This window comes from Cellulosimicrobium sp. TH-20 (assembly GCF_002105775.1).
Taxonomy (GTDB): Bacteria; Actinomycetota; Actinomycetes; order Actinomycetales; family Cellulomonadaceae; genus Cellulosimicrobium; species Cellulosimicrobium funkei.
In genome coordinates this window covers 2,612,768-2,626,147 of sequence record NZ_CP020857.1, presented here as the reverse complement: position 1 = coordinate 2,626,147, position 13,380 = coordinate 2,612,768, and the positions used below count along the sequence as shown (strand labels likewise).

Here is a 13,380-nt window from a genome sequence, read left to right as displayed (position 1 = left end):
CCGGGTGGGCCCTGCCGGGCCCGGCGCGACGGCGCCGCACCGACCGTACCGTGCGCGGGCCCCGCGGTGCGCGGTGCGGCCAGGTCACACCGCTCCCCCACACTTTGTGGGGTCCCGACAAACGTAGACTGGACGGGTGACCACACGACGCGCCGCCCGGAGGTCGGCCGAGGCGGTCCCGAGCATCACCGCCGCACCGGAACCGCTCGCCGCGGACCAGGCGCGCCGGGAGCGCAAGTACCTGATCCAGATGGGCATCCGGCTCGTGTGCATCTTCGGCGCCATCCTGGCGCAGGGCAGCTGGGTGACGTGGGTCCTCGCCGTCGGCGCGGTCGTGCTGCCGTACAGCGCGGTGCTCGTCGCCAACGCGGGCCGCGACCAGGCGCACTACGACACCTCCCCCATGGAGCACCGCGTGCTGCCCACGGCGGGTGCGCCCGGGAGCCACGGCATCGGGGGCGCCGAGCCCCGCGAGCCGCACGACGACGAGGAGGACCGCCGGTGACCGACGTCCTGGGCCTCGCCGACCCTGTCGGCGAGGACGAGCTGGTGTGCAGCGCCAAGGGCTGCCAGGAGGCCGCCGCGTGGGGCCTGCTGTGGAACAACCCCAAGATCCACACGCCCGAGCGGCGCAAGGTGTGGCTCGCGTGCGACGCGCACCGGGAGCACCTGGAGACGTTCCTCGGCGCCCGCTCGTTCTGGCGCTCGACGGTGCCGGTCGACGAGCTCGAGCGCCGGGCGGCCCCGTGACGCAGGCCGCACCACCGCAGGTCCCCGCGGGCCCGACGCCGCAGCGCGCCACCGCGGACGCCCACCAGCCGCGCACCCCGCGCCAGTGGGCGACGCTCGCGGTCGGGGTCCTCGTCCTCGTCGCGCTGTGCCTCGTCGCGGGCCGCTGGCAGTGGAACCGCTACGTCTCGCGCGACGCCGAGATCGAGCGCATCGAGGCGAACTACACGTCTGACCCGGTCCCGGTGGAGGACGTGCTGCCCGCCCCGGGTGCCGAGCTCGACGAGGCCGACCTCTGGCGGCCGGTGACCCTCGAGGGGCGCTACGAGACGGACGCCACGGTCCTGCTGCGCAACCGCCCGGTGGGCGGCAGCCCCGGCTTCCACGTGCTCGTCCCGTTCGTGACGAACCCCACGCCGTCCGCCCCGGACGGGCTCGTCGTCGTGGTGGACCGCGGGTTCGTGCCGCTGGGGACCGACGCCGTCACGCCCGGGGACGTGCCTCCGCCCCCCGCGGGCGACGTCGAGGCGACCGTGACGCTGCGCGGCGACGAGCCGCCGTCGGGCCGGGACGCGCCCGCGGGCCAGGTGCAGGCCATCGCGACGGACCAGGTCCTCGCCGCCGGCCCGGACGGCGGCGGCTGGGCCGAGGGCCGCACGGTCGGGGCCTACGGGCAGCTGCGCACCGAGGTGCCGACCGCGGCGCAGACCCTGGAGGCGCTCCCGAAGCCGGACACCGACCCCGGCTCGCACCTGTCGTACGCGTTCCAGTGGGCGGTGTTCGCCCTCGGCGCGGTCGCCGGCTTCTGGCTCCTCGTGCGCCGCGACCGGCGCGACGCGCGCGGGGAGGAGACCACGCTCACCGCCGGCGACCTCCTCGCGGCCCAGGACCCGGACGCCGCGCGGGCCCGGCGGGAGCCGCGCTCACGCCGTCCGAGCGCCGAGGACGAGGAGGACGCGCTCATCGACGCGCAGCTCGACGCCCGGCAGGGGCCCGCCCCGCGGTAGCCCCGGTCCCGGCGACGAGCGGCCCGGTCAGGCCAGCGAGACGAGGTCCGCGTACTCGTCGCTCCACAGGTCCTCGTCGCCGTCGGGCAGCAGGAGGACGCGCTCGGGCTCGAGCGCCTCGACCGCGCCGTCGTCGTGCGTGACCATGACGACCGCGCCCTCGTACGTCTTGAGCGCCCCCAGGATCTCGGCGCGCGACGCGGGGTCGAGGTTGTTCGTCGGCTCGTCGAGGAGCAGCACGTTCGCCGCCGAGACGACGAGCGTCGCGAGCGCGAGGCGCGTCTTCTCCCCGCCGGACAGCACGTTCGTCGGCTTGTCCGCGTCGTCGCCGGAGAACAGGAACGACCCGAGCACCGAGCGCACCTGCGTGTCCGTGAGGTCGGGCGCCGCGTGGCGCAGGTTCTCGACGACGGTCGCGTCCATGTCGAGCGTGTCGTGCTCCTGGGCGTAGTAGCCGATCTTCAGGCCGTGGCCCGGGTGCACCTCGCCCGTGTCCGGCTGCTCGACGCCGCCGAGGATGCGCAGGAGCGTCGTCTTGCCGGCGCCGTTGAGGCCGAGCACGACGACGCGGCTGCCGCGGTCGATCGCGAGGTCGACGCCCGCGAAGACCTCCTGCGAGCCGTAGGCCTTGGACAGCCCGCTCGCGGTGAGCGGCGTGCGGCCGCACGGTGCGGGCTTCGGGAAGCGCAGCTTCGCGACCTTGTCGCTCTGGCGCTCGCCCTCGATGCCGGCGAGCATCTTCTCGGCGCGGCGCATCATCTGCTGCGCGGCGACGGCCTTGGTGGCCTTGGCGCGCATCTTCTCGCCCTGGGCGAGGAGCGCGCCCGCCTTCTTCTCGGCGTTCTGCCGCTCGCGACGACGACGGCGCTCGTCGGACTCGCGCTGCGCGAGGTAGGCGTCCCAGCCGAGGTTGTACTGGTCGAGCTCGCCGCGGTTGGCGTCCAGGTGGAACACCTTGTTCACCGTCGCGCGCAGCAGCTCGACGTCGTGCGAGATCACGACGAAGCCGCCGCTGTACGACTTGAGGTAGTCGCGCAGCCAGACGATCGAGTCGGCGTCGAGGTGGTTCGTCGGCTCGTCGAGGAGCAGCGTGTCGACGCCGGAGAAGAGGATGCGCGCGAGCTCGATGCGGCGGCGCTGGCCACCGGACAGCGTGCTCAGCGGCTGCCCGAGCACGCGGTCGTCGAGACCGAGGTTGCTCGTGATGCGGTGCGCCTCGCTCTCGGCCGCGTACCCGCCGGCCGCGAGGAACCGCGCCTCGAGCTTGGGGTAGCGCTCCATCGCGGCCTCGTGGGTCTCCGCGTCCGCGCTCGCCATCGCGCCCTCGGTCTCGCGCATCTGGCGCACGATCTTGTCGAGGTTGCGTGCCGAGAGGACCCGGTCGAGCGCGATGACGTCGAGGTCGCCGGTGCGCGGGTCCTGGGGCAGGTAGCCGATGTCGTTGCCGCGCGTGATCTTGCCCGCCGTAGGCTGGGTCTCGCCCGCGAGGGTCTTGGTCAGGGTCGTCTTGCCGGCGCCGTTGCGGCCGACGAGGCCGATCCGGTCGCCCGCGGCGATCTGGAACGTCGCCTCGTGCAGCAGGACGCGGGCGCCGACGCGCAGCTCGACGCCGTGGGCGGTGATCACGTGCAGGTCCTCTCCGAAGGGTGACCCCGGTGGATCCAGCCTGGTGGGGCGATCCGATCGACGGGGCCCGACGATTCTACGGGCCGCGCGCCCGCTCCCGCGCGGTCTTTCTCTCGACGCCCCCCGGACCGCCCCACGGCGGTCCCACACGCAGGGAACAGAACGGGACAATCAGCCCATCGTGCTAGCCTCCGGACGTCCCGGACCGCCGAGGAGATGGCGGGGGGACCCGAGCAAGGAGAGCACGTTGAGCAACGCCGAAGCAGCACTGAGCAAGGTCCTCGAGCTGGACGGGGCGATCGCGATCGCGGTCGTCGACTACAGCAGCGGCCTGGCCCTGGTCCAGAAGCAGGCCGCCCCGTTCGACCTCGAGCTCGCCGCCGCGGCGAACACCGAGGTCATCCGCGCGAAGCTCCGGGCGATCGAGCAGCTCGGGCTCGAGGACGGCATCGAGGACATCCTCATCACGCTCGGCCGCCAGTACCACCTCATCCGCCTGTCGCAGCGCGAGAGCCTGCGGGGCACCTTCTCCTACCTCGTGCTCGAGCGCGGACGGGCGAACCTCGCGCTCGCGCGCCGCGGCCTGGCCCAGCTCGACGAGTCGCTGTCGCTCTGACGCCCGTGGTCGCGGACGCCCTCGACCAGCGCGGGCGGGTCGCCCCCCGCAGCGTGGTGGACGTGCTGCGGGGCATCGACGACGCCCTCGACCACGAGGCGCACGTGCTCGCCCTCGGTCCCGGTGGCCGGGTCCTCGGCAGTGCCGGCCCCTCTCCCGGCCCGGTCGTCGAGGTGGCGCGGGCCGTCGCCGCGGCCCTCACCCAGGGCCCGGCCGTCCCGGGCAGCTCGGCGCGCTGCATCCTCAACACCGCCGAGGCGTGCGTCTTCGTCTACCTGCTGGGGCAGGACCTGTCGGTCATCCTCGTGGGCCCGACGGACTGGAACATCGCCCTCACGGGCCGCCGCGTCGAGCGATTCCTCGTCGACTTCGTCGACACCTACCTGGCCGAGACCGTTGCCGAGGCACCCGGCGACGACCCCGGCACGCTGCCGCGTCGCGAGCCGCCGGCGCCCGTCGTCGGGCCCGTCGAGCGGCACGAGCACCGCGGCGACCACGACCTGCTCGCGCGGGTACTGCGCGCGCTGGTCCGCTTCTGAGGCCTGCGACCGCGCCCGGGGGTAGCGTTCCCCTGTGACATTCCAGGAGGGCGGATCGTTCGAGGGCGGACGCGTCCGCAAGGGTGGCGGCCGCGGGCGCGGCCCGATGATCGCGGGCGGCGGGATCGGCGCGGTGCTCGTCGCGCTGCTCATCGCGTTCGTCGGCAACCAGACGGGCGTCGACCTCAGCGCGCTGACCGGCGGCGACGGGTCGGACTCCGGCGCGTACGGCGACGGCCAGCAGGAGTACATCGACACGTGCACCGCCGAGCAGGCGAACACGACGCGCGAGTGCCGGCTCAACGGCACCGTCCAGTCGCTCGACGCCTACTGGACCGAGGCCCTCCCCCAGCAGGCCGGCGTCGAGTACGCGCTGCCGGAGGTCGTGAGCTTCACCGGGCAGGTCTCGACGGGGTGCGGCGCGGCGACGAGCGCCGTCGGGCCGTTCTACTGCCCGCCCGACCAGACGGTGTACATCGACCTCGGCTTCTACGACGACCTGACGAACCGCTTCGGTGCGAACGACGGCGGCCTCGCGGAGATGTACGTCGTCGCGCACGAGTTCGGGCACCACATCGAGCAGCTGACCGGCGCCATGGACTCGGCGGACCGGCAGGGCACGGGCCCTGAGTCCGACTCCGTGCGCATCGAGCTCATGGCCGACTGCCTCGCCGGCATGTGGGCGGGCCACGCGGCGACCACCGTCGACCCGGACACCGGCGTGACGTTCCTCGCACCGATCACCAAGCAGCAGCTGGACGACGCGCTGTCCGCGGCGTCCGCCGTCGGCGACGACCGCATCCAGGAGGCCGCGACCGGCCAGGTGAACCCCGAGGGCTGGACCCACGGGTCGAGCGAGCAGCGCCAGCGCTGGTTCACGACCGGCTACGAGGGCGGCACGCTCCAGGACTGCGACGCGCTCTCCGCCTCGACGCTGTGACCGCTCTGGCCGAGCTCGCTCAGAGCTCGATCGAGTACATGCGCGAGCCGGTGACCTTCTCGTAGCCGAGGCTCGCGTAGAGGCCGTGCGCGCCGGACGGGTTCTCCGTGTCGACGTCGAGCGCGGCGTACTGCATGCCGTCCGCCGCGAACGCGCGCATCGCGGCCGCGAGCGCCGCGACGGCGACGCGGCGGCCCCGGTACGCGCGCCGGACGCCGAGGAGCTCGGTATACCCGAAGGTGTACCCCCGCACGGGGAAGTCCTCGTCGTACCGGCCCGCCATCTCGTAGCCGACGACGAGCGGCTCGCCGGCGCGCAGCGCGGCGGCGGTCTCGGGGTCGGTGGCCGGGTCGGCGAGGAGCGCGTCGACGTCGGGCGCGTCGTCGACCACGAGGAACGACCACTGGGGCGCGAACTCGCTGCGCCCGTGCGTCCACGCCTCGGCGGTGCGGGGCTCGCTCCCCCAGTGGTCGCGGAAGGCGTCGTTGTGCGCGAGGCGCGTCGCCTCGTCGAGCTCGGCGGACCACGGGACGACGCGCAGGGAACCGTCGAGCGGGACGTCGGGCACCGGGGCCGCGAGGTCGCGGCGCAGGTCGGAGTAGAAGCGGCGGGCGACGAACCCGAACCGCGCGTAGAGCCGCGCCTTCTCGGGCGGGTCGGTGTCCTCCCCGAAGACGGCGAGCCGCGCGGGCAGCTCCTTGCCGCTCGCGGCGAGCACCTGCCGGGCGCGTGCCACCTGCCAGGCGAGCACCTCGCGTCCGATCCCGCGCCCCCGGTGGGTCGGGTGGACGCCGCCGCCGAGGAACGCCCGCACGGTGCGCGCGTCCCCGGGGTTGGTGTCGACCATCCCGTAGGCGCGCAGCGTCCCGTCGGTGTCGACGCCGACGATCGAGTCGGCCGCGACGTCGCGCCACGGCGCGGTGAAGATCTCCTCGATCTCCGCGAGCGTCTCGCGGTACGGCTCGTCGTCCACCTCCGCGATGTCGTTGCGCAGGGTGAGCAGGGCCGGCGCGTCGGCGGGCGTGGCGGGGCGCCACGTGAGCCCGCCCGCGGTCACCGGCGGCAGGGTCGAGGGCGCGGCAGCGCGCTCGGCGATCGGGGCGAGCGTCGAGGGCGCCGCCTCGGCGCGGTCGGCCGTCGAGGGAGAGGACATGGCGACCACGGTAGGGGGGCCCGCGCCATCGGGCACGTGCTTTTCCCAGGACGTCCGCGCGACGCGTCGGCCCGCTGAGACGGCTCCCCGTGCCCTGCCGCACGCGATCTACGCTGCGAGCATGCCGACCGTCGTTCCTCAGGATCTAGCCGACGCCCGCTCCCGGGCCCTCGCGGAGGCGCTGCGCACGCGCGTCGTCGTCGCGGACGGCGCGATGGGCACGATGATCCAGGAGCAGGACCCGACGCTCGAGGACTACCAGGGGCTCGAGGGCTGCAACGAGATCCTCAACGTCTCGCGACCCGACATCATCGCCGCGGTGCACGACGCGTACCTCGAGGTCGGGGTGGACGCGATCGAGACGAACACGTTCGGCGCCAACTGGTCCAACCTGTCGGACTACGACATCGACGACCGGATCCGCGAGCTCGCCGCAGCCGGGGCACGGATCGCGCGCGAGCGCGCGGACGCCCACGCGACCGCCGACCACCCGCGCTGGGTGCTCGGCTCGATGGGGCCCGGGACCAAGCTGCCGAGCCTCGGGCACACGACGTACGCGCACCTGCGCGACACGTTCGCCGAGCAGGCCGCGGGCCTCCTGGAGGGCGGGGCCGACGCGATCCTCGTCGAGACGAGCCAGGACCTGCTCCAGGCGAAGGCCGCGGTGACGGGGTCGCGGAACGCGATGCGCGACGTCGGGCGCGAGGTGCCCGTGATCGTCCAGGTGACGGTCGAGACCACGGGCACGATGCTCATGGGCTCCGAGATCGGGGCCGCGCTGACCACGCTCCAGGCGCTCGGCGTCGACGCGGTCGGTCTCAACTGCGCGACCGGCCCGGCCGAGATGAGCGAGCACCTGCGGCACCTGTCGCGGCACGCGGAGATCCCCGTGACGTGCATGCCCAACGCGGGCCTGCCGGTGCTCGGCCCGAACGGGGCGACGTACCCGCTGACGCCGGACGAGCTCGCGGCGGCGCACACCCAGTTCGTCACCGAGTTCGGTCTGGGCCTCGTGGGCGGCTGCTGCGGCACGACGCCCGAGCACCTGCGCCGCGTCGTCGAGGCGGTGCGCGCGCGTCCGGTCGTCGTGCGCCAGCCGGAGCGCGAGAACGGCGTCGCGAGCCTGTACTCGCACACCGACCTGCACCAGGACGCGTCGTTCCTCGCGATCGGCGAGCGCACGAACGCGAACGGGTCGAAGGCGTTCCGCGAGGCGATGCTCGCGGAGAACTGGGACGAGTGCGTCGAGATCGCGCGCGCCCAGACGCGCGACGGCGCGCACCTGCTCGACGTGTGCATCGACTACGTGGGGCGCGACGGCGTCGCGGACGTGCAGCAGGTCGTCTCGCGTCTCGCGAGCGCGTCGACGCTCCCGCTCGTCATCGACTCGACGGAGCCCGAGGTCATCGCGGCGGGCCTCGAGCTCGTGGGCGGGCGCGCCGTCGTGAACTCGGTGAACTTCGAGGACGGCGACGGGCCGACGTCGCGATTCGCACGGATCATGCCGCACGTGGTCGAGCACGGGGCGGCCGTCGTCGCGCTGACGATCGACGAGGAGGGCCAGGCGCGCACCGCGTCGGGCAAGGTGGAGATCGCCACGCGGCTCGTCGAGACGCTCACGCGTGACTGGGGCATGCGGGTCGACGACATCATCGTCGACGCCCTGACGTTCCCCATCGCCACGGGCCAGGAGGAGACGCGTCGCGACGCGATCGAGACGATCGAGGCGATCCGCGAGATCACGCGCCGCTACCCCGGCATCCACACGACGCTCGGGGTGTCGAACGTGTCGTTCGGCCTCAACCCCGCCGCGCGCACCGTGCTCAACTCGGTCTTCCTCCACGAGGCGGTCGAGGCGGGGCTGGACTCCGCGATCGTCCACGCCGCGAAGATCCTGCCGCTCGCGCAGATCCCCGCCGAGCAGCGCGAGGCCGCACTCGACCTCGTGTGGGACCGGCGGCGGTACGACGACGAGGGGAACCTCGTGCACGACCCGCTCGCCCGGCTGCTCGAGCTGTTCGACGGCGTGGACTCGGCGGCGCTCAAGGACCAGCGCGCGGCGGAGCTCGCGGCGCTGCCCGTCGGCGAGCGGCTGGAGCGGCGGATCGTCGACGGCGCGCGCAAGGGTCTCGAGGAGGACCTCGACGCGGCGATGGCGTCCGGGATCAAGGCGCTCGAGATCGTCAACGACCACCTGCTCGAGGGCATGAAGGTCGTGGGCGACCTGTTCGGACGCGGCGAGATGCAGCTCCCGTTCGTGCTGCAGTCCGCCGAGGTCATGAAGACCGCGGTCGCCTACCTCGAGCCGCACATGGAGAAGATCGAGGGCTCGAGCGGCTCCAAGGGCACGATCGTGCTCGCGACCGTGCGCGGCGACGTGCACGACATCGGCAAGAACCTCGTCGACATCATCCTCACCAACAACGGCTACACGGTCGTCAACATCGGCATCAAGCAGCCGATCTCCGCGATGATCGAGGCCGCCGAGGAGCACGACGCCGACGTCATCGGCATGTCCGGGCTGCTCGTGAAGTCCACCGTCGTGATGAAGGAGAACCTCGCGGAGCTCACGTCGCGCGGGCTCGCCGGCCGCTGGCCGGTCCTGCTCGGTGGCGCGGCGCTCACCCGCACGTACGTCGAGGACGACCTCGCGGGCCAGTTCCCGGGCGTCGTCCGGTACGCGCGCGACGCGTTCGAAGGCCTGCGCCTCATGGAGCCGCTCGTGCGCGTCGCGCGCGGCGAGTCGCCCGACGACGTCGGGCTGCCCGCGCTGAAGAAGCGCCGCCACGCCGTGGTCACCGTGACCGAGACGCCCGTCGAGGACCTGCCCGCGCGGTCCGACGTCGCGGCCGACAACCCGGTGCCGGCTCCCCCGTTCTGGGGCACGCGTCTCGTCAAGGGCGTCCAACTCGCGGAGTACGCGGCGTTCCTCGACCAGCGCGCGACGTTCATGGGCCAGTGGGGGCTCAAGCCCGGCCGGGGTGACGACGGAGCGTCGTACGAGGAGCTCGTCGAGACCGAGGGGCGCCCGCGCCTCAACGCCTGGTACGAGCGGATCCGCACCGAGGGCGTCGTCGACCCGTCGGTCGTGTACGGGTACTTCCCGGTGTGGTCGGAGGGCGACGACGTCGTCGTCGCGCACCACGGCGCCGGGCTCGCGGGCATCGGCGCGCCCGACGGCGGGTCGGGCGGCGAGCCCGGGACAGAGCGGCTGCGCTTCACGTTCCCGCGCCAGCGCCGCGACCGGCACCTGTGCCTCGCCGACTTCGTCAAGCCGCGGTCGTGGGTCGAGGAGACGGGCCGGTACGACGTGCTGCCCGTCCAGCTCGTCACCATGGGAGCGAGCGTGGACCAGCACACCGCGAAGCTCTTCGCGGGGAACCACTACCGCGAGTACATGGAGCTCCATGGCCTGTCGGTGCAGCTCACCGAGGCGCTCGCCGAGATGTGGCACTCGCGCGTGCGCGCCGAGCTCGGGTTCGCCGACGAGGACCCGACCGAGGTCGAGGGCATGTTCAAGCTCGAGTACCGCGGCGCCCGCTTCTCGCTCGGGTACCCCGCCTGCCCGGACATGGAGGACCGGACGAAGGTCGTCGAGCTCCTGCGGCCCGAGCGTGTGGGCGTCGAGCTCTCCGCGGAGCTCCAGCTCCACCCGGAGCAGTCGACGGATTGTTTTGTGTTCCATCACCCCGAGGCCAAGTACTTCAGCGTCTGACGATCGCCAGCCGCGGGGCGTCCTTCCGGGGCGACCGGGGAGCAGCGTCAGGACCACGTCCACGTGCCCGTGACCTGCTCGATGAGCTCGTCGCCGTTGTCGTAGGGGGTGACGATCGCGATCACGAAGAACTGGACCTCGTCCGTGCCCGACGCGAACCGCTCAGGTGCGAAGGCGGTGATGAAGGCCTTCGTCCGCGTCTCCTCGAAGGTCCCCTCGACCCGGGTGATGTTCGCCGGAACGCCGTCGAGGGTGGTCGCCTCGTGCAGGTTGAGCATGCTGCCGTTCTCGGCGAAGTACGAGTCCGCGAGGAGGTCGACCGCTCCCCCGAGATCGGTCCCGACCCCCCACGCCTCGGACGTCGCGACCCGCACCGGTTCGACCGACACCTGCCCGTAGACCGCCCCGACGCCCGTGGGCACCACCGCCCCGTCGACGACCTCGCCCCAGAGCTCGAGGGCACCGTGGCAGTGTTCCTCCTGGTCCGAGGAGACGTTGTTCACGAACGCCTTCGGACCCTCGTAGGACCAGCAGTGCGTCCGCACCGGCTGGCCCGAGACGATCTTGTACCCGGCCCCGGAGGGGGTCGCCGGCTCGCCCTCGCTCTGGGGCGTCACCGCCGCCGCAGGGGTCGCGCCGTCGTCGGTCTCGACGAAGGGCAGCGCGCAGCCGGGAACGACCGTGAGGACGACGGCGACCCCGAGTCCCGAGAGCACGCGACCGACGGTGGCTCTCCGACGCGTGGCGAGGCGAGTACGGGAACGGTGCCCCGTGCGAGGGACCGCGGTCGTTCGCTCGTGCTGGCACGTGCGCTCATGCTGGTCGAGCATGATGATCCTCCTGGTCGTGGGCTCCTGGACCGGACGGTAGACGCCGCGACGGCGAGGGCACCCGTTATCCACAGGCCAGGATCCGCAGGATCTTGGGACGCCACGCTGTGACTCGGCTGATCGACCGCTCCGCGGACGAGAGAGCACCCGGGGCCGACGCCGCCGGCGGACGGGTACAGCGGATACCGCCCGGCCGCGCGCTTCCCCCTTCGCGCAACGGGTCGTGCCTCGGTCATTGACAGGGCCGTCTCATCTATCGACAATCGATAGATGAGACCTCCCCTCGTCGCGTGCACACGAGCGCTCCTCGTCCTCGTGGTCCTCGGCACCGCGCTGTCGATGTTCCTCGCCCCCCTCCTCGCGGCCGAGGTCGGGGCGCAGTACCCGGAGGTCCGCAGCCTCGTGGTCCCGTACTCCGTGCTGGCCGTGCTGGCGCTGCTCGCGGTCGAGGTCGCCCTCGTGGCGGTGTGGCGCCTGCTCGGCCTCGCCGCCCGCGACGAGGTGTTCGACCCGCGCGCGCTGCGCTCGGTCACCGTGGTGATCGGGTGCGTGGTCACGGTCGCGATCCTCGCCGCGACGGTGTTCGGTCACCTGACGTTCGGGGCGCAGCTCGGCGGGCCGCTCGTGCTCCTCGGCCTCCTCGGCTCGCTCGTGGGCGGGGGCGCGCTGGCCCTGCTCGTCGTGGTGCTGCGCGCGCTGCTCCGCGCCGCGACCGCCGACCGCCGCGAGCTGGCCGCGGTGATCTAGGTGCCGATCGTCATCGACCTCGACGTCCTCCTGCCGCGGAGGCAGATGTCCGTCGGCGACTTCGCCGCCGCGGTCGGCATCACGCCGGCGAACGTCGCCGTCCTGAAGAACGGGCGCGCGAAGGCCGTGCGCTTCTCGACGCTGGACGCCGTCTGCCGCGTCCTCGGGTGCCAGCCCGGAGACGTCCTGCGGTGGGTCCCGGACGAGCCCGACGACGCAGGACCGCCCGCCACCTGACCCGCCCGGCCGCCGCGTCGATGAGTTCGGCGACCGGACGACGTCTTACCCGTGACCGAGACCACGACGCCGCGGGAGCCGAGCCATGGGAAGCATCGAGATCGAGCTGTTCACGACCCTCGACCTCGTCGGGCAGGCGCCCGGCGGGCCGGAGGAGGACTCGGAGGGCGGGTTCGCGTTCGGCGGGTGGCAGGCGCCGCTGCTCGACGACGTCGCGGGCGAGCAGATCGCTGCGGCGTACGAGGGCACGGACGCGCTGCTGCTCGGGCGCCGCACGTACGACATCTTCGCGTCGTACTGGCCGTTCCAGGAGGGCGGGCAGGACGACGACTTCGCGGCCCTGTTCAACCGCATCCCCAAGTACGTCGCGTCGCGCGGCACGCCGGACCTGTCGTGGGCCGGGTCGACGCTGCTCTACCCGGACCTGCCCGCCGCGGTGCGCGAGGTGCGCGACCGGCACGAGCACGTCAAGGTCGTGGGCAGCCTCGACCTGGTGCAGACGCTGCTGCGCGAGAGGCTGTTCGACCGCCTCGACCTGTGGGTGCACCCCATCGTGCTCGGCGCGGGCAAGACCGTGTTCGACGGCGGCGCAGTCCCCACCAACCTCACGCTCCTCGAACCGCCGTCGCCCAGCCCGACCGGCACGGTCCTGCTGCGCTACGGCCTCGCGGACGGCACACCCGGGACGGGCGACATGAGCGAGCCGGGACGCGGCGTCGGGCAGGACGGCTGACGCCCTGCTCGGCGCCGGACCAGCACCCCGGACGACCCGCCGTCCCCAGCACCTCAGGAGGCACCCGTGGCGATCCAGCGCCTCGACAACGTGGCCGTCGTCGTCGACGACCCCGACGCGGCCGTCGCGTTCTTCGCCGAGCTCGGGATGGAGCTCGAGAACCGGATGACGATCGAGGGACGGTGGGCGGAGCGCGTCGTCGGGCTCGACGACCTGCGCTCGGAGATCGCGATGATGCGCGTCCCCGGCGGCCCCGGGCGGCTGGAGCTCACGCGGTACCACGCGCCGGCGCCGCTCGACCTGGGGCTCGGCACCGCCCCGCCGAACGTCGTCGGCCTGCACCGGGTGATGTTCGCCGTGGACGACCTCGACGACACGGTCGAGCGCCTCGCCCGCCACGGCGGGGCGGTGCTGCGGGAGATCGTGCGCTTCGAGGACGCGTACCGCCTCTGCTACCTGCGGGGACCCGGCGGCATCATCGTCGGGCTCGCGGAAGAGCTCGGGTGAG

At 73.2% G+C, this 13,380-nt stretch carries 14 protein-coding genes; 11 read left to right on the top strand and 3 right to left on the bottom strand.

Annotated features, from left to right (window positions below; genetic code table 11):
- The first annotated feature begins 136 nt into the window (after positions 1–136).
- From B8281_RS11570 to B8281_RS11560, 3 genes are read left to right on the top strand one after another with little or no spacing between them, the layout of a single operon-like run.
- A complete protein-coding gene (locus B8281_RS11570) occupies positions 137–505 on the top strand; it encodes a DUF3099 domain-containing protein (protein ID WP_085387783.1) in 369 nt (122 codons plus the stop codon).
- Entirely contained in the window at positions 502–750 is a 249-nt protein-coding gene (locus B8281_RS11565) for a hypothetical protein (RefSeq protein ID WP_009863594.1), read from the top strand. Before B8281_RS11570 ends, B8281_RS11565 begins: the two co-directional genes overlap by 4 nt.
- Positions 747–1,736 (top strand): SURF1 family protein, encoded by a 990-nt coding sequence (locus tag B8281_RS11560; RefSeq protein WP_085387782.1) that lies wholly within the window; start codon positions 747–749, stop codon positions 1,734–1,736. Before B8281_RS11565 ends, B8281_RS11560 begins: the two co-directional genes overlap by 4 nt.
- Positions 1,737–1,763: 27 nt before the next feature.
- Here B8281_RS11560 and B8281_RS11555 read toward each other — a convergent pair whose 3' ends face one another.
- Positions 1,764–3,362: an ABC-F family ATP-binding cassette domain-containing protein gene (locus B8281_RS11555; RefSeq protein ID WP_085387781.1), complete on the bottom strand. Its 1,599-nt coding sequence runs from the start codon at positions 3,360–3,362 to the stop codon at positions 1,764–1,766.
- 247 nt (positions 3,363–3,609) lie between these two features.
- Between B8281_RS11555 and B8281_RS11550 the strand changes: the two genes are divergently transcribed.
- The 3 genes from B8281_RS11550 to B8281_RS11540 are packed head-to-tail and all read left to right on the top strand — an operon-like array spanning position 3,610 to position 5,457.
- A complete protein-coding gene (locus B8281_RS11550; protein WP_021481118.1) occupies positions 3,610–3,978 on the top strand; it encodes a hypothetical protein in 369 nt (122 codons plus the stop codon).
- Between the two features lie 5 nt (positions 3,979–3,983).
- Positions 3,984–4,517 carry a hypothetical protein gene (locus B8281_RS11545; RefSeq protein WP_051027827.1) on the top strand — a complete coding sequence of 178 codons (534 nt, stop codon included), beginning with the start codon at positions 3,984–3,986 and terminating at the stop codon, positions 4,515–4,517.
- 34 nt (positions 4,518–4,551) lie between these two features.
- Positions 4,552–5,457 carry a neutral zinc metallopeptidase gene (locus tag B8281_RS11540; protein WP_085387780.1) on the top strand — a complete coding sequence of 302 codons (906 nt, stop codon included), beginning with the start codon at positions 4,552–4,554 and terminating at the stop codon, positions 5,455–5,457.
- Positions 5,458–5,476: 19 nt separating this feature from the next.
- On the opposite strand, the gene B8281_RS11535 is transcribed toward B8281_RS11540, so the two are convergent.
- Positions 5,477–6,610, bottom strand: coding sequence for a GNAT family N-acetyltransferase (locus tag B8281_RS11535; RefSeq protein WP_085388733.1), 1,134 nt, complete (start codon positions 6,608–6,610; stop codon positions 5,477–5,479).
- A gap of 121 nt (positions 6,611–6,731) precedes the next feature.
- Between B8281_RS11535 and metH the strand changes: the two genes are divergently transcribed.
- On the top strand, positions 6,732–10,325 hold the full coding sequence (gene metH / locus B8281_RS11530; protein WP_085387779.1) for a methionine synthase: 3,594 nt from the start codon (positions 6,732–6,734) through the stop codon (positions 10,323–10,325).
- A 47-nt stretch (positions 10,326–10,372) separates the two neighbouring features.
- On the opposite strand, the gene B8281_RS11525 is transcribed toward metH, so the two are convergent.
- Positions 10,373–11,041 (bottom strand): hypothetical protein, encoded by a 669-nt coding sequence (locus B8281_RS11525; RefSeq protein WP_085387778.1) that lies wholly within the window; start codon positions 11,039–11,041, stop codon positions 10,373–10,375.
- A gap of 384 nt (positions 11,042–11,425) precedes the next feature.
- On the opposite strand from B8281_RS11525, the gene B8281_RS11520 reads away from it, so the two are divergent.
- The 4 genes from B8281_RS11520 to B8281_RS11505 all read left to right on the top strand — a co-directional run bounded on the left by B8281_RS11520 (position 11,426) and on the right by B8281_RS11505 (position 13,379).
- Positions 11,426–11,902, top strand: coding sequence for a DUF2975 domain-containing protein (locus B8281_RS11520; RefSeq protein ID WP_081599868.1), 477 nt, complete (start codon positions 11,426–11,428; stop codon positions 11,900–11,902).
- Complete coding sequence (locus B8281_RS11515; protein WP_085387777.1) at positions 11,903–12,139, top strand: helix-turn-helix transcriptional regulator; 237 nt, start codon at positions 11,903–11,905, stop codon at positions 12,137–12,139.
- Between the two features lie 85 nt (positions 12,140–12,224).
- Entirely contained in the window at positions 12,225–12,872 is a 648-nt protein-coding gene (locus B8281_RS11510) for a dihydrofolate reductase family protein (protein ID WP_085387776.1), read from the top strand.
- A 66-nt stretch (positions 12,873–12,938) separates the two neighbouring features.
- Positions 12,939–13,379, top strand: a complete 441-nt coding sequence (locus B8281_RS11505) for a VOC family protein (RefSeq protein WP_085387775.1) — start codon at positions 12,939–12,941, stop codon at positions 13,377–13,379.
- The last annotated feature ends 1 nt before the right edge of the window (position 13,380 follow it).

What these genes read in the sequence shown, in the direction of transcription:
- B8281_RS11535 (WP_085388733.1), bottom strand. Translation starts at nt 6,610, where the DNA reads ATGTCCTCTCCCTCGACGGCCGACCGCGCCGAGGCGGCGCCCTCGACG.
- metH (WP_085387779.1), top strand. Translation starts at nt 6,732, where the DNA reads ATGCCGACCGTCGTTCCTCAGGATCTAGCCGACGCCCGCTCCCGGGCC.
- B8281_RS11520 (WP_081599868.1), top strand. Translation starts at nt 11,426, where the DNA reads ATGAGACCTCCCCTCGTCGCGTGCACACGAGCGCTCCTCGTCCTCGTG.
- B8281_RS11510 (WP_085387776.1), top strand. Translation starts at nt 12,225, where the DNA reads ATGGGAAGCATCGAGATCGAGCTGTTCACGACCCTCGACCTCGTCGGG.